The sequence below is a fragment of the Campylobacter hyointestinalis subsp. hyointestinalis genome (genome assembly GCF_013372145.1).
Lineage (GTDB): Bacteria > Campylobacterota > Campylobacteria > Campylobacterales > Campylobacteraceae > Campylobacter > Campylobacter hyointestinalis.
In genome coordinates this window covers 375,368-393,669 of sequence record NZ_CP053827.1, presented here as the reverse complement: position 1 = coordinate 393,669, position 18,302 = coordinate 375,368, and the positions used below count along the sequence as shown (strand labels likewise).

The 18,302-nt window shown below is 34.7% G+C and carries 19 protein-coding genes and 1 pseudogene; 2 read left to right on the top strand and 18 right to left on the bottom strand.

The features are described 5' to 3' along the window. Positions 1 to 61: 61 nt before the first annotated feature. From CHHT_RS02160 to CHHT_RS02125, 8 genes are all read right to left on the bottom strand, one after another. A complete protein-coding gene (locus tag CHHT_RS02160; protein WP_034962575.1) occupies positions 62 to 781 on the bottom strand; it encodes a fumarate reductase iron-sulfur subunit in 720 nt (239 codons plus the stop codon). After that, positions 774 to 2,762, bottom strand: a complete 1,989-nt coding sequence (locus CHHT_RS02155; protein WP_034962196.1) for a fumarate reductase flavoprotein subunit — start codon at positions 2,760 to 2,762, stop codon at positions 774 to 776. The genes CHHT_RS02160 and CHHT_RS02155 overlap by 8 nt, the downstream gene beginning before the upstream one ends. Then, entirely contained in the window at positions 2,759 to 3,535 is a 777-nt protein-coding gene (locus tag CHHT_RS02150) for a fumarate reductase cytochrome b subunit (protein ID WP_034962198.1), read from the bottom strand. The genes CHHT_RS02155 and CHHT_RS02150 overlap by 4 nt, the downstream gene beginning before the upstream one ends. Positions 3,536 to 3,771: 236 nt before the next feature. Further along, positions 3,772 to 4,596 (bottom strand): prolipoprotein diacylglyceryl transferase, encoded by an 825-nt coding sequence (gene lgt / locus CHHT_RS02145; protein ID WP_034962200.1) that lies wholly within the window; start codon positions 4,594 to 4,596, stop codon positions 3,772 to 3,774. Further along, positions 4,589 to 5,140 (bottom strand): hypothetical protein, encoded by a 552-nt coding sequence (locus CHHT_RS02140; RefSeq protein ID WP_034962202.1) that lies wholly within the window; start codon positions 5,138 to 5,140, stop codon positions 4,589 to 4,591. Before CHHT_RS02140 ends, lgt begins: the two co-directional genes overlap by 8 nt. A 78-nt stretch (positions 5,141 to 5,218) precedes the next feature. Then, positions 5,219 to 7,384, bottom strand: a complete 2,166-nt coding sequence (locus tag CHHT_RS02135) for a heavy metal translocating P-type ATPase (protein ID WP_370510315.1) — start codon at positions 7,382 to 7,384, stop codon at positions 5,219 to 5,221. Positions 7,385 to 7,393: 9 nt separating this feature from the next. Continuing rightward, positions 7,394 to 7,597 (bottom strand): heavy metal transport/detoxification protein, encoded by a 204-nt coding sequence (locus CHHT_RS02130; protein WP_034962204.1) that lies wholly within the window; start codon positions 7,595 to 7,597, stop codon positions 7,394 to 7,396. Beyond that, the gene (locus CHHT_RS02125; RefSeq protein WP_034962206.1) at positions 7,594 to 8,148 is read right to left on the bottom strand and encodes a GNAT family N-acetyltransferase; all 555 of its coding nucleotides are present in this window, start codon (positions 8,146 to 8,148) and stop codon (positions 7,594 to 7,596) included. The genes CHHT_RS02130 and CHHT_RS02125 overlap by 4 nt, the downstream gene beginning before the upstream one ends. 187 nt (positions 8,149 to 8,335) lie before the next feature. Between CHHT_RS02125 and CHHT_RS02120 the strand changes: the two genes are divergently transcribed. Next, the gene (locus CHHT_RS02120; protein WP_051663730.1) at positions 8,336 to 8,791 is read left to right on the top strand and encodes a C39 family peptidase; all 456 of its coding nucleotides are present in this window, start codon (positions 8,336 to 8,338) and stop codon (positions 8,789 to 8,791) included. Positions 8,792 to 8,972: 181 nt separating this feature from the next. Here CHHT_RS02120 and CHHT_RS02115 read toward each other — a convergent pair whose 3' ends face one another. From CHHT_RS02115 to CHHT_RS02070, 10 genes and pseudogenes are all read right to left on the bottom strand, one after another. Continuing rightward, positions 8,973 to 9,842, bottom strand: coding sequence for a hypothetical protein (locus tag CHHT_RS02115; protein WP_034962208.1), 870 nt, complete (start codon positions 9,840 to 9,842; stop codon positions 8,973 to 8,975). A gap of 12 nt (positions 9,843 to 9,854) precedes the next feature. Continuing rightward, positions 9,855 to 10,847, bottom strand: coding sequence for a Cj0814-related protein (locus CHHT_RS02110; RefSeq protein ID WP_051663731.1), 993 nt, complete (start codon positions 10,845 to 10,847; stop codon positions 9,855 to 9,857). Beyond that, positions 10,835 to 11,470: a bacteriocin gene (locus CHHT_RS02105; protein WP_034962210.1), complete on the bottom strand. Its 636-nt coding sequence runs from the start codon at positions 11,468 to 11,470 to the stop codon at positions 10,835 to 10,837. Before CHHT_RS02105 ends, CHHT_RS02110 begins: the two co-directional genes overlap by 13 nt. 154 nt (positions 11,471 to 11,624) lie before the next feature. After that, a complete protein-coding gene (dsbI, locus tag CHHT_RS02100) occupies positions 11,625 to 12,272 on the bottom strand; it encodes a protein-disulfide oxidoreductase DsbI (RefSeq protein WP_064019643.1) in 648 nt (215 codons plus the stop codon). 10 nt (positions 12,273 to 12,282) lie between these two features. Next, positions 12,283 to 12,972 carry a thiol:disulfide interchange protein DsbA/DsbL gene (locus CHHT_RS02095; RefSeq protein ID WP_034962213.1) on the bottom strand — a complete coding sequence of 230 codons (690 nt, stop codon included), beginning with the start codon at positions 12,970 to 12,972 and terminating at the stop codon, positions 12,283 to 12,285. A 132-nt stretch (positions 12,973 to 13,104) separates the two neighbouring features. Further along, positions 13,105 to 13,260, bottom strand: a complete 156-nt coding sequence (locus CHHT_RS02090) for a hypothetical protein (protein ID WP_232051100.1) — start codon at positions 13,258 to 13,260, stop codon at positions 13,105 to 13,107. Between the two features lie 69 nt (positions 13,261 to 13,329). Beyond that, positions 13,330 to 13,590: an ATP-binding protein gene (locus CHHT_RS02085; RefSeq protein ID WP_167540831.1), complete on the bottom strand. Its 261-nt coding sequence runs from the start codon at positions 13,588 to 13,590 to the stop codon at positions 13,330 to 13,332. Beyond that, complete coding sequence (locus tag CHHT_RS02080; RefSeq protein ID WP_167540830.1) at positions 13,547 to 14,542, bottom strand: cache domain-containing protein; 996 nt, start codon at positions 14,540 to 14,542, stop codon at positions 13,547 to 13,549. Before CHHT_RS02080 ends, CHHT_RS02085 begins: the two co-directional genes overlap by 44 nt. A 56-nt stretch (positions 14,543 to 14,598) precedes the next feature. Next, the gene (locus CHHT_RS02075; protein ID WP_034962216.1) at positions 14,599 to 15,183 is read right to left on the bottom strand and encodes a hypothetical protein; all 585 of its coding nucleotides are present in this window, start codon (positions 15,181 to 15,183) and stop codon (positions 14,599 to 14,601) included. 2 nt (positions 15,184 to 15,185) lie between these two features. Next, positions 15,186 to 17,479 (bottom strand): annotated as a pseudogene (locus CHHT_RS02070) (molybdopterin-dependent oxidoreductase). A gap of 192 nt (positions 17,480 to 17,671) precedes the next feature. Between CHHT_RS02070 and CHHT_RS02065 the strand changes: the two are divergent. Next, a complete protein-coding gene (locus CHHT_RS02065) occupies positions 17,672 to 18,277 on the top strand; it encodes a Crp/Fnr family transcriptional regulator (RefSeq protein ID WP_034962218.1) in 606 nt (201 codons plus the stop codon). Positions 18,278 to 18,302 lie beyond the last annotated feature (25 nt).

The following is an 18,302-nucleotide window of genomic DNA, read 5'->3' as shown; positions in this document are numbered from 1 at the left end:
ATGAATTTGATATCTGCAAGGCAAAGTATAAGGTCGGAAAAGCTCCGACCTTGTGATAAAACTATTTTACGGTTGCTAGTTTGCGTCTCATATACGCTATCTTGCTTTGTAACGGAAGGTGTTTAGGACAGTTGTCTTCACAACCTAGTAAGCTCATACAACCAAATACGCCGTTGTCATCGCCTACTAGCTCATAGAAGTCTTCATCGCTTCTGTTATCTAGCGGATCTACTTTAAATCTAGCTACGCGGTTAAGTCCCACTGCACCGATAAAATCCGGTCTCATAAGTGCAGTTCCACAGCTCGCTACGCAGATACCACACTCGATACAACGATCAAGCTCGAATGTCTCTTGAGCAGCTTCAGGATCTACTTTTTCTTCCATTTTGCTGATATCGGTTTCTTTGTTTGTATGTATCCAGCTCTCTACTCTTTTACTCATATCGTTCATCCAGTTACCAGTATCGACACTAAGATCTTTTAGTAACTTAAACGCAGGTAAAGGCATAAGCTCTATAACGCCGCTCGGATAGTCTTTAGTAAGAGTTCTACAAGCTAACTGAGGGCGACCGTTTACGACCATACCGCAGCTTCCGCAGATACCTGCACGACATACAAAGTCAAAGCTAAGACCCGGATCAAATTTTTCTCTGATTTGGTTAAGCGCGATGAAAAGCGTCATACCATCTGTTTCTTCTAGCTCATACTCAGCAAAGTGCGGTTTGCTGACTTTGCTTAGCGGATTGTACTTAAATGCTCTTATTTTTATTTTCCTACTCATAGCCAATTCCTGCTCTTTCATTTAATGCTTTATATTTTGGTTGAAGCTCATAATGCATAAGAGCCTCTTGGATCTCATGTCTTGATTTTCCCTCGGCTTCTAGTTTTGCTCTTAGGCTATCTACTTCTTCTTGACGTTTTGCCGATAATGGATTTTCTATGATATTGCCTTTTGCGCCGTATCCACGGAATGCTGGTGGCATCTCCATTTTCATGATATCAAGCTCTTCATACTCGACTGTTGGCATAGTGTCGCCCTCTTTCCAGCTTGTAAGAGTTCTTTTACACCAGTTAAGATCATCACGTTTTGGATAGTCTTCTCTATAGTGTGCACCACGACTCTCAGTTCTAAGAAGCGCTCCATAAGCAACACAAAGCGCAAGTTTAAGCATCATAGGAACACGGTAAGCTTCTTCAAGCTCAGGATTGCCAAATAGCTCTTTGTTGCTTAGTTTTACGTTTGTTGATTCTTTGTAAAGCTCTTCAAGCTCTTTTACAGCTTTTGCAAGTCCATCGCCTGTTCTAAAGATAGCAACGTGTTCCCACATTATATCTTTCATTTTGTTTTTTATCTCAAATACGTTATATTTTCCGTCTTTATTTAAAAGCTCTTTTAGATAGCTTTCTGTTTTATTTACAAATTTTTCCAAAGTTTGGGTTTTGATATCGACTTCGTTATTTTGACAATAATCAGCAAAATAATCACCAACTATCATACCGCTAACTACAGTCTCTGCAACGCTGTTTCCACCAAGTCTGTTAAATCCGTGCATATCCCAGCAAGCTGCTTCGCCACAACTAAATAGACCTTTTAGAGTTTGGCTCTCACCAGTTGGTTTTACGCGGATACCGCCCATAGAGTAGTGTTGCATAGGAAGGATCGGAGCCCAGCCTTTTGGACCTTCATCAGCAGGATCTATACCGTTGAAAATTTGGCAAATTTCTTGAACGTCACGTAAGTTTTTCTCGATATGTTCACGTCCAAGTATACTGATATCCAACCATACGTGTTCACCATAAGGGCTTTTTACGCCTTTACCGTTTCTGATGTGTTCCATTATACGACGGCTAACAACATCACGGCTAGCAAGTTCTTTTTTCTCAGGCTCATAATCAGGCATAAAGCGATATCCATCGACATCTCTTAGTAGTCCGCCATCGCCTCTACAACCTTCAGTTAAAAGGATACCAGATGGTACGATAGGAGTTGGGTGGAACTGAACTGCTTCCATATTTCCTAGTTTTGCTACACCTGTTTCAAGAGCGATAGCAGCGCCGATACCCTCGCAGATGACTGCGTTTGTAGTATGTTTATAAATTCTACCATAACCGCCTGTTGCTATAAGAGTTCCTTTTGCGACATAAGCAGTTATCTCTCCTGTCACAAGATCACGAACTATAGCGCCATAACAACGGTTATTTTCGTGGATAAGAGCTATAGCTTCTTTTCTATCATGAACTTCAACATTGTGTTTTAAAGCTTCATTTGCAACGCCAAATAACATTGTATGTCCAGTAGCATCAGCAGTAAAGCATGTTCTCCATTTTTTCGTACCACCAAAGTCACGACTATGGATAAGTCCGTGGACTTCTTCTTTTTCATCTATAGTTGTTTTTTGTGCGTTTATGATAGCGCTTCTTTTACCTTTTGTTATACGAGTCCAAGGCACGCCCCAGCTTGCTAGCTCACGTATAGCTTTTGGAGCAGTTTGAACAAACATTCTAGCTACTTCTTGATCGCAACCCCAGTCGCTACCTTTTACAGTATCTGCAAAGTGAACGTCTTCATTATCGCCCTCACTCATTTTTGAGTTACCAAGACTTGCTTGCATACCGCCTTGCGCTGCTGCTGAGTGACTTCTTTTTACAGGACAAAGACTTAAAACTACCGTACTAAGTCCTTTTTCTCCAGCAGCAACTGCCGCTCTAAGACCAGCTAAACCACCGCCTATTACTAATGCATCATAATATTTTACATTCATACTCTTACTCCGTCGCTATTTATCTGCAAAACTTGAGCTGTTTTCCAGTCTCCAGTCGCGTAATTGTTATAACCTATTTTTAAGAAAGCAGCTAAGCTAAGCAACCCGAGAACTAAGAAGAATATGCTCAAAAACCATTTTGCTTTTTTAAGCTTTTTGCGAGATTCTTTTGCATCTTTTCCCTCAAACCAGCCCCATTTTACGCAAAGTCTGTACAATCCGATACTTCCGTGAAGCTCAACCGCAAAAAGTAAAACAAGATAAAATAACCACATAAAGTGACTAAATACTCTTTGAGCGCTTAAATCAGCACTTATCTTATCGGCATTTGTTACGATGATGATAAGGTGCGCAGAACCAAGGAAAAACATAATAAAACCTGTGCAAGCTTGTACCCACCAAAGCGTTGTATCTTCGTGTTTCATTCTTGCAGTATGAGCACGATAAATTTGCCATTGTCTAAAGTTTATAGGCATTTTTCTCATACCTAAAGCAGCATGAACAAAAAATATTATTAACACACAGGCTGCTAGAAAACTAGTGATATAACTCATAAATGGTGAATCAGAAATAAATCTTAGCTCTAATAAATGCACAATAGAATCAAATGCACTTTGACTAATCAATATAGTAGCGACAAAAAGCATATGTAGCCACATAAATAGTCCGAGAATTAGTCCCGTTCCACTTTGAATAAGGTCGAGTCTAGCAGGTATTCTGCTTTTTCTACCGCCCTCGCCTATACCAAGAAACCCTTCGATTTGCTTATTCATAAGCTCCCCTTTTGGAAAATTTTGAACCGGCTAAAATTATACTCTACAAAATCTTTTTTTAAGATTAAAACTATATTTAGTTTAAATATCTAAAGATAACTAAAACACGCTCTTAGCGTATTTTGCTAGGCGGTTATTTTAAACTAAGCTTTAAATATCAAACTAATACAAAATATAGTCTTTTAAATTTATTTAGTTTTATTATTTAAATTTATTAATATGTTGATAAGTTTTGGCTATTTTTTTAGTCTCTTTTTCTTTAAATTTATATAAACTATAAAGCCAAAAGCAAACATACAAATCGATAAAATTTGTCCCATACTCATACCAAAAGCTACAAATCCTATACCAAAATCCGGCTCTCTAAAAAACTCACATAAAAATCTAGCTAAAGTATAGAGCATAGCATACATAGCTATCAGTTCGCCATCAAATTTCTTATATTTTCTATAGATAAATAGTATAACAAAAAGCACCAATCCTTCCAAAACAGCTTCATAAAGCTGACTAGGATGACGAAGACTGCCTGCTACCATAATAGCCCAAGGCTCATTAGTAACCCTACCAAACAACTCTTGATTTAAAAAGTTTCCGATACGTCCAAAAAAGTAGCCAAGAGGAACAGATAGCGCCACAAGGTCTAAAAGCATCCATAAATTTTGCTTGTATCTTTTACAAAACATTAAAGTAGCAAGTATAAATCCTACAACAGCTCCATGATAACTCATACCGCGAATCCCAACAAACTCACCATTTGCGAAAGGGTTGAAAATTTGCCAAGGATGAAGAAGATAATAGCTAGTATTTGAATCGTATATAAGTATATAACCAAGTCTTGCACCTAAGATCACGCCAATCTCCACCCAAAAAAAGTAATTATCAAGAAGTGAGTTTGAGATACCAAGACTATCTTTTTTAGCAAAATACTTCGCCATTAAAAGAGCGACCACAAGAGCCAAAACATACATTATACCGTACCAATGCACACTAAGACCAAAAAGCTTAAAAGCTACTGGATCTATTTTACTATAGATTAGATTCCAAGAATTTAGATCAGTCAAGTGTAGCCTTTAGTCCAAGAGATTTTTTTATGATTTTACAGTAGTCTATCAAAAACTCCCCAAACGCTCTATAATAGTCGGTTTTAGCATTGTATCTTATAAATTTACCAAAAAGCATAAGACTAGGAAGTAGATACTCGCTCAAGTAAAGCCCTAAAATAGCGTGTGTTTTATCATTTACGTCACTTTTAAATATCACACAGAGCAGAGCTAGCATATTTGAGATATGTGAAGCTTTTAGGTCGCTAAAAGGCTTGTTGAAATTTATGGATTTATAAAAATTTTCTACTTTTTCTTCTGTGATACGCTTAAAAAATTTAAGATCACAAGCGCCTTTAAAGTTGGCAAGATCGTTTGCTATGCTAACACTATCGCAAGTTTGCAAGGCGTTAGCTAAAAACGTATGTCCTTTTTTGTTTTCTTCATTTTCAGTTTTTATAAGCCAGTTGATATTTAATTTTTTTAAATTTTCATCACTGATCGCAACTCTAAAATTATTTGCAAAAATGAGAGCCATTATAGAATACGCTTGTGCAACTTTCATAAACAACCTTTTTTTAAATTTTAAAACTAAAATTATACACAATATAGCTTAAATTGCGTACTTAAGCCATCTTTAGCTTCAATGCTCAAAAACATTTTTAACAAATTTTAGCCTTAAAGAGTTTAAAACTACGCTAAACGAGCTTATACTCATCGCTAAAGCCGCGTACATCGGATTTAAAAGAAGTCCAAAAACGGGATATAAAACTCCAGCAGCAACTGGTATACAGACAATGTTATATACAAACGCCCAGACTAAATTTTGTTTGATAGTTTTCATATTGCGTTTTGCCAAATAAAGGCTATAAGCAACGCTCGAAAGATCGTTTTTAATAAGAACGATGTCGCCTGCGTCTTTTGCTATATCACTACCACTACTCATTGCTATGCCTATATCGGCTGATTTTAAAGCAAGAGCGTCATTTATACCATCACCTACAAAGATGACAATGCCTTCTTTTTTTAAATTCTCTATAACTTCAAATTTTTTGCTCGGTAAAACGCCTGCTATAACCTCATCAATACCCAGCTCTTTTGCGACTATCTTCGCGATCTTTTCATTGTCTCCTGTAAGCATGATAGGAGTTACACCAAAACTCTTAACCGCACTGATCGCCTGTAAAGCGTCATCTTTTAAAGTATCGCTTATAGCGATAAAACCTGTGTATTTAAAGCCAAGAGCAACAAGCACAACTCCAAGTCCGCTATCTAAAACTTTTTGAATACTCTCTTTTTGCTCACTATCTAAAAATACATTAAATGAATTTAGTAGTTTTTCATTGCCTATAAGAATCTCTGAATGTTCTGCGCTGATACCCATTCCAGGGATATTTTCATAAGCGTAAATAACATTTTTATCTATATACTCTTTGGCAAATTCGCTGATAGCCTTTGATACTGGATGTTCACTTAAATTTGCAGCGTTTGCGACTATTTTTAGGCTTTCATCATCTAAATTCGAGCTTACGACTGAAATTTGACCTTTAGTAAGAGTGCCCGTTTTGTCAAAAACAGCGTATTTTGCATCTCCTAAGATCTCTAAAATTTGCGGATTTTTGATAATGATACCATTTTTTGCACTTTGAGAAATTCCAACTACGATAGCTATAGGCGTAGCAAGCCCTAAAGCGCAAGGGCAAGAGATGATCAAAACACTAACTGCAGCTAAAATACCATTAAAAGGCTCACCGCACAAACTCCATAAGGCAAAAGTGCCAAGAGCTATGAAAACTACTAAAGGCACGAAAATATTTGCTACTTTATCGGCTAACCTTGCTATAGGCATTTTTTTAGTGCTAGCTTCTAAAAGAAGCTCTAAAATAACAGAGATGAGTGAATCCCCGCTAAGCTTTGTAACTTTGATATTTATGTAGCCATTTGTATTTAAGGTGCCAGCATTTACGCTATCACCGACGCTTTTAAACACCGGCATACTTTCACCACTTAGCATAGACGCGTCTATCTCCGCTCCACCGCTTATGATCACTCCATCACACGGCAATGCATAACCGCTTTTTACCACTACGATATCGCCTAATTTTAAATCATTAACTAAAATAGGAGCGGTAGTGCCGTCTTTTTGAAGTACCAAAGCAGATTTTGGGCTTAAATCCATAAGCGCTTTTATATAGTTTCTTGCACTTTTTTTTGATCTTTCTTCTAAAAATTTACCCAAAAGTACAAACGTGATTATCATAGAACAGCTACTAAAATACAGATATTTCATCGCTTCAGGCATTAAATTTGAAAAGCAAAACGCAAAAATAGAGTAGATATAAGCAGCACTTACGCCAAGCGTGATCAAAACGTTCATATCATAATTTGAATTTTTTATAGACTTCATAGCATGCTTGAAAAAGTCAAATCCGCAGTAAAATATAACTATGCTAGTTAAGATAAAAAGTGCTAAGGATTTATATAAAGTCTCGTAAGAATTCATCTCAAAAACCATTATGATGACACTTAAAATGGCAGAGATGATAAGTCTGTTTTTTAAATTTATAGCATTTTTGTTTTGAGCGGCTTCTAGCTCGTCATAGTTATTTACCACGCCAAAACCTAGCTTTTTTATTTTGTCTTTTATTTTGCTTATATCATCATCATTTTGCACTTCAAACACGCCAGAACAGTCAGCAAAACTAACTTTTGAGCTAATAACGCCCTTTATTTTTGCAACATTTTTCTCAATAGCATTTGCACAATTTACGCAAGTCATGCCAGTAATTTGTATTTTAATAGTCGCCAAGATAGTCTCCTAAAGTTCTTTTATAACGGTAAATCCTAAGTTATTTAATTCGTTTTTAAATTTTTCCACGTCTTTATCAAGTAGATCGCAGCTAAGCACTCTAGGTTTTACGCTCATATCTACGTCTATATATCCAAAATCATCTTCTAGCGAGCTTTTTATGGTATTTGCGCAACGTTCGCAATTTACATTTTCTACTTCAAATTTTTTCATATCAAATCCTTTGTCATATATGTATATTTGTGTCCTAAGATCTCAAGCTCATTACTACCACAAAAGCCCAAACTTTCATAATATCTCTTTACTTTTGGTTTTTTAGCATCTACTATAAGAGATACTCTGCTAAGACCTAGCTTTTTTGCTCTCTCAAAAACAGCGCTTATAAGCTTTGTAGCGATCTTTTGTCCTCTATAGTTTATATCTACTGCTAAGCTATCTATGTAAAGTTCGTTTTTAGTACATTCTTGTTTGATGTTTGGCTCTTCGCCTAAGTCCTCAAGTCTTTTTATAAAAGGAATATCTAGCCTTTTAGAATCTAAGCCATTATAAGAGCAAATAGCGCCTACTACTTTTTGAGCATCTTTAAAAACTAAGATATTTTTGTAGCTTAAGCGATTATTTTCGCCTGTAAAAAACTCTTGTAAAATTTGGTTGCTTTGTTCTAAATTTGACGTACCGCTCAAACTAAAAGCGATATCTTCCATAGCTAAATTTAAAAGTTCTATGACCTTTTTAGCATCGTTTTTATCTGCTTTGCATATCATAAAAACTCCTTTTTTTAGTATTATAATTATTTTGATTAAACTCATAATAAATATAAAAATAAGAAGCAGTAGCTAAAAGTGTTTTGTATAATAAAGTATGCATTGTCACATATTTCTTACATCAAAAAATAAATTAAATTTAAAATAGCTCATCACTAAGCAAAATAGAGACTAAATTTGAAGTTTAATAAATGCTGAATTTATTGTAAAATCATATTATGAGATAAGAAATCGAAACGTTATTAGGCAACAATACAAAGAATCATGCGGTGCCGCTAGTATCGCCACTCTTTTAAATATGATAGATATAAAGCAATATAAAGAAGACGACATTCTAAATAAATTTAAAAATGATGGAAATAACAAGCAAAATACAGATATGGTTAGCTTTGCTCAGCTACAAGATGTTTTAAATGAGATAGGTTACCTTGCAACTGGATATCAAATTAGTAGAAATATATTTAATAAGATAAATATTCCCATAATCGTAAAAATAGAAGATGACCCAAGATTTCCACACTTTGTAGTTGTTTTAAATCATAAAGGAGATTTTGTAAAGATTTATGACCTCAGCTTCGGAGAATACATAAGCATTAAAAGTGATTTTTTAAACTTCTGTAAAATCCATAATGGGATTTGCTAAAAACCAAAGCAACACTATGGGCAGTCTCAGCGTAAGAAGCCCAGCTCTTTGGCGGCTGGGTACTTCATACAATGATCTATCTATAAAAAACTCACTTGCTTTATTAAGTATATTTAATGATTATTTAAAATAGATTTATTCTCTAAATAATATTAAAATAATTATTAAATTAAACTTAGATTTACACTTTAATATTGCTTTTATTTATGCTGTTTAAAAGGGTTGTTATAGAAGTGTTATCTAAATTTTGTAAATTAGCAAATCTCTTAAAAGCGTCAGAGTAAATTTGCCTTTTGCTACTATAAGTTGAGCTATTACTGCTTTTGCCTTTTATCGGCGTTCTTTTTTCATCAGCTTGTGGCTCATTTTGTGCTTTGGTTTGGGGATTATCTGTCTTATTTTCTTCTAATTTTACCCCATTTAAATCCATATCTTTGGTTAAATTTTTGATAAATTCCATACTATCAGGGCTATCTTTCCAATGCGACATAAGCTGAAATTTGACAAAATCTTTTATCTGTTTTTCTTGCGCTTCATCTCCTTTTTTATAATTCCCAGGATTAAGTGTATCTTTTATAGCGTAATCAACATCTATATATTTATCTATATTTTGGTATAGAAATATATTAAAAGCGTCCTTTTTATCTATATTATCGCCTAAATTTGGCATATTTTCTAAATTCAAACCGATATTTTCTAATTCCGATTTGCTAAAAGTTGAGTTTTTAAAATCTTTACCCAAAGCTAGATTAAAGTCTGTTAAAGCATTATTAGCCGTGTTTTTCCAGTTGATTTTAGCATTAAAATCAGTAACTGATCCTTTAAATATGCCAGTGGTGTTTTGGATTAAGCCTGAAATTAAAAAATTACTATCTAAGCTACTTCTATATGCTCCTTTTGTAGCCCCATCACTATGGTATTGCTTCATCTGCGTTAGCAATCCAAAGTCATTTGGCGGATTTAACAAGGTTAATTCTCTCTTATCATACAAAGCTCTATCTGCTCTAATAGAAGGGTCATATATGGGAGTAGCTGCATTTTTAATATCCATTTAATAGCCTTTTTATACCTTTAAATTTAATTTTGCTAGTTGCTTTAATATCTCAAGCTCCGTTTTGCCATTATCAAATTCGCTTTTAATCATCTCGTAAAGCTTTTTTAGTCTCTCTATGGCTTCATCTTGATAAGTTTTATTATTTAATGAAAAGCCTTGGATTGGTGTAAAGGGCTTTTTTGTATCTTCTTTGTTAGCTTCATTTAAATTTGACTTATCATTTTTATATTCACCAGCTTTTAGCTCTTTGAAAATATTCACTGCATTTTTAGCATCTTCATCGCTTATATCTAACCCATATTGTATCTTTATGACATGCTTTGCCCACTTGGCTTTGAAGTCTTCTACGCTAAGGTCTGAGTCTAGTAAGGATATGGTGTGTGGTAGCTCTCCATTAAGCTCATAAATTTGCCAAGGGCTTATTATGGAGTTGGCATTTTGTAGGGCTAACTCTTCTACTGTGTATGGCGTGGTTCTAAGTGTGCGGCTTTTTGGATTTGGATTATACTGAAGTGCTTCTATTTGCTCTATTGCTATACCACCACTTAAATCTATAAAATCTACCAAATCCTTAATCTCTTCTTTACTAAAATTTGGATCAAGCCCAGTTATCTTGCCCCAAATGCTTACTTTATCAGCGCTATATCTAGTAAATCCACTTAGCGGTCTATACTCATTTAATCCAGTTAATTTTACTCGCTCTTGATAGCTTAGTAAGGATAAATCGCCATTGATGATATCAAATTTTTGTGCATATCCATATGTGCCATCGCTATTTTTTTGATAACCAAATGCTTTAATGACCTTCTCTTTTTCTACTTCATTTAAATTTAATTTTAAATCCAATTTCACATCTTTTGAGCTTATCTTATATGGTTTTATACCATCTTGGCTATTATCTAAATTTGCATTATTACCAACAAAATTTTTTATCTTATCCATCCAGTTGTTGTAATCATATAAATTACTGCTTATGGTAGCTAAATTTCCTATCTTATCCATAATCCACCTAACCTATCGGTAAAATTCTTTTCTACATTTGCTTTTATTTCACGGATAATAGGATTATCTAAACTGGTGTTTGGATAACCAACACTGCCGTTATATAAATTGATGGCTGTAGGCGTATATGTAAAATATGAATATCTTTGTCCTTGTGCATTGATCCCAATATTTCTACTAACTATAAATGATAAATAATATCCTTGAGCAAGCGTATATGGTCCAAGTGCACTAGTGTATTGATAAAATCTTGCTATATTATTTTCCCAATGTGATTTAGTTGTCTTATTTTGATAACATTCTGTAACACCCAAACCGCATATTCCAACTGTATTTGTATCTGGCAAAAAAGAAATTAAATTTCCATTACTTGCCATAATTGAACTTAATTCCGTCGTATCATTAGGAATTGCAATAGCTATCATTAAACCATTAGAAGAGTCATCAATAGTATATAATTGATACCCGCCTTTAATCTCTTGCATTTCTTTGGTATTCAATGTTTTAGCACCAAAACTATTGCTATTAAACATCCCATTTGTAGCAATTTTTAGCAAATCATTTGCATAAGCACTTAAAAAACTATAGCTAAATAAGGCAACTAAAAAAAGTAATTTTTTCATAGTACTCTCCTTAATATAAAACATTTTATATTGTAGCAGATTAGATATAAAAACTAACTTATCAGATTTTAAGATAAATTTAATCAAGTTTCGTCTTTTAACTTATCTTAAAAGCTTAAGGAATTATAAGAACGCATGGGATAAAAATGCGTTATTATGCTTTTTTTGATTTTACTATCCAGCAAATAAGCATAGCACAAAGCAACACAAAAGCAACTGCGTAAGCTATAAAGCAAGCTTGCGCCATATTCATAAACTTAAGCGAAGGGATAAGATACCAACCCTCACTATAAAAATCTACAAACCATTGCCTAAGCCATGAAAGACTCACGCCATCAGGAACTATAGGATTATCATATCCACAATCCCCAGTCGGCTTAAACCAATCAGGCGCCCATATATCAAGCGGAAGCCCAAAAGGAAAACTAGGCTCAGCTGAGCAGCCTTGTACTCCAAAAGGATCTTCACTATGAACTGCGTGATGTATAGAGTTTAGTTTTATACAATACATCATTCCTATGATAGCTCCATAAAATCCCAAAATATATCCGATAATTTTTAGGATAATATTTTTAGGATTTATAGCAGCAATAACGCCGCCAAGAGCCATAACGAGCATAGAAAACCTTATATAAACGCACTGTTCGCAAGGTGCCATATAAACATAGTTTTGAAACAAGCTATGAGCGACTATAACTAGCCCGCCCATAGCCGCGACCATAATTATCCAGATAGCTCTTTCATCTTGTAAAGAGGCTATTTTGCCTATCGGATCACTTTTTAAGTCCTTGAAAAACTCCATTTTAACGACCTTATTTTAATGTATGTAGGTATTTTATAAGTTCAGCCATAGCATCTATACCTTTGATAGCTTTTGTATAGATAAGGTATTTTCCATCTACTACAAACGCAGGAACGCCTTGGATCTTTGCCACACCATACGCATATCCGCTATTTGCGTCCATTCCCCATCTCTCAAGCATAGCTTTTACTTTTTCATCTTTCAATCCAGCTTCTAAATCGTCTTTATTTATACCAGAAGCTTCAAGTCCAGTGCTTAAAAATGCATTTACGTTTTCTTGAGTGTTAGCATCTCCACCCCATCTCTCTTTTTTGTCGTGATAGGCTTTGTAGTATGCGAATTTAGCCTTTTTAAACAGTGATTTATCATCTAATAAACTCGTACCTGAAGTGTTATCCTTAGCTATCAAAACCGCAAAAAGCTCACTAGCTTGTTTGCCGAATTTACCTTTTGTAGCAAGGTGCATAGGATCGAATTTCATCTCGGGTAGTTTTTGCATAACCGCTTTTGTGACTGCTTTGTCATATTTATAGCAAAACGGACAGTCGTAACTATATACTTTTGTGACCAAGCCATCAGAGTTTGGGATAGGTGTTTCTAACTTTACAAAATCCACTCCCTCGCTAAACGCGCTTGCATTTATAGCCACGAAAGCAACGCTTGCAGCTAAACATTTTTTTACTAGTGTTCTAAGCTTCATCTTTGATCCTTTGTTTTAAATTTAATGAAATTATACAAAGAGCATCTAACCAAAATCTTACATCAAATTTAATTTTCACTAAATTTTTTAAGGATATAACCCTTGCCAGATACGTTTTCTACATTTATGCCCTCAAGATGCTTTTTGAGCCTTAAAACCGCCGTATGGATAGAGCCTTTTTTTGACTTCATATCCCTCATGAGCGTAATCTTCTATCATATCGTAAGTTACTACCATATTTATATTATAACAAAATAGCCAAAGAATTTTATTTTCGATATTTGTCAAAAATAGCAGCTCTTGCCATATCATCATCTTCTGCAACCAAAATATTTATCTCATTTAAAAGTTTCAGTCTCATTTTTTTATCCTTAGTTCAAATACAGTCGGATCTTTTTTACTAACAAGAGTTAGATCGCCGCTTAGCTTCGTATTTGCTATTTTTTTAGCGAAATACAGTCCGATACCGCTACCGCCTTTCTTTTTACTGATTTTTAAATTTGAAAAGAGTTTAGGCGCTTGCTCATCACTTATACCACCTGCAAAGTCGCTTACTTCGATATAAATATAATTTTCATCGCTTTTTACTTTTATATAAATGAGTGAGTATAAACTCATACTCTTGTTTGCGTTTATTTATCTTAGTATATAAGTAATTATGAAGTAAATTTGCTACTATGATCAGAATTATAAAAAAACCAAATATCGCCATAGACGTCTTTGCGACTACGATTAGATTTTTTTGAATGATGGCGTTTTCATTTATCCCAACTCCGACCGCCCAGTCTTGTGTAGATGTTTTTAGTACATTTACTTTTATACCCTGACTTATAAATTCTTTAGAAGTGAAATTTCTATCTATATTTTTTAACTCATTTACAAATGGATTTGGTTGATAATACGAAGTGATGATATCATGATTTTTATCCATCAAAAATAGATGAGAAACGATATTTTTATCCACGCCTTTTATCTGTTTTAGGATATTATCTGTTTTTATTATTCCGCATAGCACTCCTTTAAATTTACCATTAGCTTTAAGGGGAGAACATATATTTATCGTTTTTTCGTTTAATACTTTATGGTTTGGCATAACTCTGATAGTAGTTATATCGCGATCTTTCGTATCTTTATACCATTCGTATTTAGCTATCCTATCTAGATCTTTTTGATCTATCACTAGATATTTTCTAGCATGTATAAGAAGTCTGTCGTTTTCAATGTAGAGTTGAAACGTATCGAACATAGGATTTGTTTTGCTCAAAATATCTATGGAATCATACATTCTATCAGTGGTGATATTATCATCTAAAATCAAGCTTGAGAGTATGGTGGAATAGGAATTTACGCTAGAAATTCTCGAGTTCATCCACTCTGTTACATAGTTTGATAGTTCTGCGACGATAGTAGTTCTATAGTTTTTTGCTAAAGATACAAACTCGTCTTTAACGCGGTTTAAACTAAATATCGATATACCCAAAAATATAGCCGTAAAAGCCATTATAAGTATATAGATCTTAAATTCTTCTATACGAGTATAAATTCTGTTATAAATATCTATAAGCTTCAAGATAAACTCCTTGTTATAATTCTAACAGAAAATTACGACAAAATTCTAACAAAAAGCTAAAAATATAAATTTAGCTTAGGATATTTCATCCTAAGCTTTAATAAAACGGTAAAAATATATTTTTCTTCTAAAATACCGTCGTTTTCATGAGCATAAAGATATCTTAAAATTTGCATTTCTTGATTATCGGTTGGCTGAGCTCTATCTTTCATACTGACATAAAGCCCCTCCCAGCTAAGCATATCAAACTCTTTTGGGGCGTGCGTTCCGTGGCATTTTGTACATTTATCGTAAAATATATCGCCGCTATCTTCCCACGCTAATGCTTGATCGCTAGTTAAATTCGTATTTGGAAGTTCAAGCTCAATACTTGCTTTTTCACCGTTTTTGGTGAGATTTTTACTCTCGACAAGCGGAAGCTTAAAACTCTTTGTAGCATACAACACGTTTGGATTTGTACTATCAAAGTAGCCCTCAAATTTAACTATTTTGCTTTGAGAATTCTCTTTAAGAACCATCGCAGGACTGCCAAAATACACTTTTGCATCTTTTAGCTTAAGAGTATTTTCATCACTTTTTACAAAAACAGTACCGGCAAAAACATAGGCCGCTAAACTTAGGATTAAAAATATTTTTTTCATAATTATGCCTCTATTATTTTTGGTGGATTATAAGCTGGATTTGGCGGAATTACACCCGCAGCTTTTTTGATACCGACTAAATTCGTATTTACGCTAGTCGCTTGTGCCATACTTGAAGTCGGGCGGTTGCTTGTAAGTACATTTATATGACCGCTTACACATCTTGGCTTTTCATCGGTCGTGTTTTCTGGAGCATACCACGCACCTTATCGCCATGAGATATACCGTATTTTTTAGCATCATCTGGATTTATCATCACAGGCTCTCTATTGTTTATCTTATAAAAGCTTCTAAGATAAGTATTGTCGCCTTGCGAATGCACTCTATAGCTTGGATGTGGGCTTAGCAAGTGAAGCGGATATTTGCGATTTTTATCACCTAGCCACTCATCAGGTTCTATCCAAGTCGGATATCTGCTAAAATCTTTATATTTTAATTCGCTAAATTTAGGAACGGTGATTTGAATTTTGCCACTTATAGTAGCTAATTTATTTGCTACTGGATCATTTCTAAATTTAGCGTGACGTACAAATTTATACGACTCTTCGTTTCTAGGAAGTTCGATATATCCTTGCTCCCAAAACTTCTCAAAGCTCATAAGCTGCGCAGTTGGAGATATATCATACTCATATTTTATCTTATCCATCTCGTTTGGTTTTTCATCGGTAAATTTGTCATAAACTTTCTTGCCAAAACGCATTGCTTGCAATGAAAATATCTCTAAATCACTCTTTGACTCATAAAGTGGCTCGATAGCTTTTTTCATCGCATAAACGCCGTTTTTACCATGAACCCCGCCCATAGCTATATCGTTTCTCTCTAAAGTGCTGCAAGCTGGAAGAACTATATCTGCCATCTTAGCAGTCGGAGTCCACCACGGCTCTTGAACTACGAAAGTATCTAGAGTGCGAAGAGCTTTGATGATATTATTCGTATCTGGATGATGTCCTACTATGCTACAGCCTGCTACGTAAGCAACTTTGACGGTTGGATAGACTTTTTCTTTACCTTTATATGAGTATTTTTTACCAGGATTTAAAATAGCATCAGCTATCCTTGAAGCGGGAATTCTATCTTCTACTATGTTTCTACCTTGAGATATTCCTGCTGGAGTTCCTACTATGGCTCTAGCTTGTCCGCCACCGCCAAAATGCATGGAAAATCCAACTCCACCACCTGCAAGCCCTATCTGACCTATCATACTAGCTAAAACTATCAAACACCAGTCAGCCATCTCTCCATGCTGAGCTCTTTGCATAGCCCAATTTCCAGCTAAAAACGTTCTATCTTTGACAAATAAATTTGCAAGCTCGATGATAGTCTTTTCATCTATCTCAGTAATACTACTAGCCCACTTTGGAGTTTTTGGAGTTTTATCTGTTTTGCCTAAAAGATATGGTAAAAACTGATCAAATCCATCTGTGTATTTTGCTATAAATTCTTTATCGTATTTACTACTTGTATAAAGATGGTGCATCATACCTAACATCAAAGCTATATCGGTATTTGGTCTTATTTTTATCCATCTTGCTTTTAGCATTTGAGCGGTTTCAGTATAGATAGGATCTATTGATATGAAATTTATACCACTTTTTGCGTATTTTGGATAGTAAAGATCGTTTTCACGGCTTGGTACTTTCGTGTCTATTTTATTGCATTTAAAAAGATCAGCTCCCCACATCACGTAAGTTTTAGTATTTTCTAAAATTTGCTCGTGAGTAGTTTGAAGCGAATACGCCTCAACGTCGCCTATTATATCGACATTTACAGCTCCTGCAGCGCCGTTGCTATACTCTCCAGCTGTACCGATAGCTCCACGTTTTGCGACATTGAAAAATCTACCGCAAAGCGACGGACATGAGTGAATTCCACCTGGATGACTCCAGCCTATATAAGTAGCGTTATAGATATTTTCTTTTGGGGTTTCTTTGATCTTGTTTGCTACAAGTTCTAAAGCTTTATCCCAGTTAACGCGTACAAATTCCTCTTTGCCTCTTAGTCTTTCGTGTCCTTCTTTGCTTTCTAAATACGACTTTCTAACGCAAGGGTATTTGATCCTTGTAGGTGAATAAACTCTATCTAGCCACATTTTTGTCATCGCAGTAGGACGTTTGTCCATAGGGTGAGGAAGTATATCTATGATCTTCCCATCTTGAGTTAGAGCGTAAAACGGTTCAAAGTTACTTGCATGAGCGACTTTTTGCACCGGACTTAGAAGCTCGTCTGCTTTGAGCGACGCGCAAGCGGCACTACTTAGTGCTAAGCCTTTTAAGAAATTTCGTCTTAAATATGACATTTTCTCTCCTTGATTGAGATATGATTTTATAGGTTTATTGAAATTTGTTTTTTGAGTATGTAACCTTTGTCACAAAATGTAATTTGATTTTTTAATATAATCTTATTGTTGATAGTTTGACTGACGAATTCGAATCATTAACTAAATTTATGTAAGATGAGCTAAATTTAGCATTTTGGCAAAGGAGTAGCTATGAAAAGTTTTAAATTTTACTCGTTATTATCTCCGCAAAACCGACAAATTTTAGATAAAAACTCGATTTTCGTAAAAATCAAGGTCGGTTCAGAACTCTACAGACAAGGAGACGAATGCCCAAAACTTATGTTTCTTACAAAAGGAAGAGTAAGAGTCGTAAGAACGCATGAAAGCGGACAAAGTATACTTTTATATTATTTTTCTCAAGGCGAACAGTGTAATGTAAACTTCACAAGTACACTAAACTCAGTTCCTGCCATAGGCACGGCTATAGCCGAAACAGATCTTGAAGGATACATAATACCAACTAAAATAATAGCAAAAATGTTTGTAGATGATGGGGCATTTCAAAGATACGTTTTTGATCAATACGCAAAACGTATGGAACATCTAGCGGCTCTTATAGAAGATATTAGATTTTTAGGACTAGATACAAGACTTTTACATTATTTACAATCTCAAAAAAGCAGGATAATAAATTTATCTCACGAAGAACTAGCAAATATCATCGGTACTTCAAGAGAAGTCATTAACAGGATTTTAAAAAGCTTTGAAAATAACGGGATCGTAAAATTGTCAAGAAAAAAGATAGAACTTATGTAGGCTAGGATTATCCAGCCTACATAGA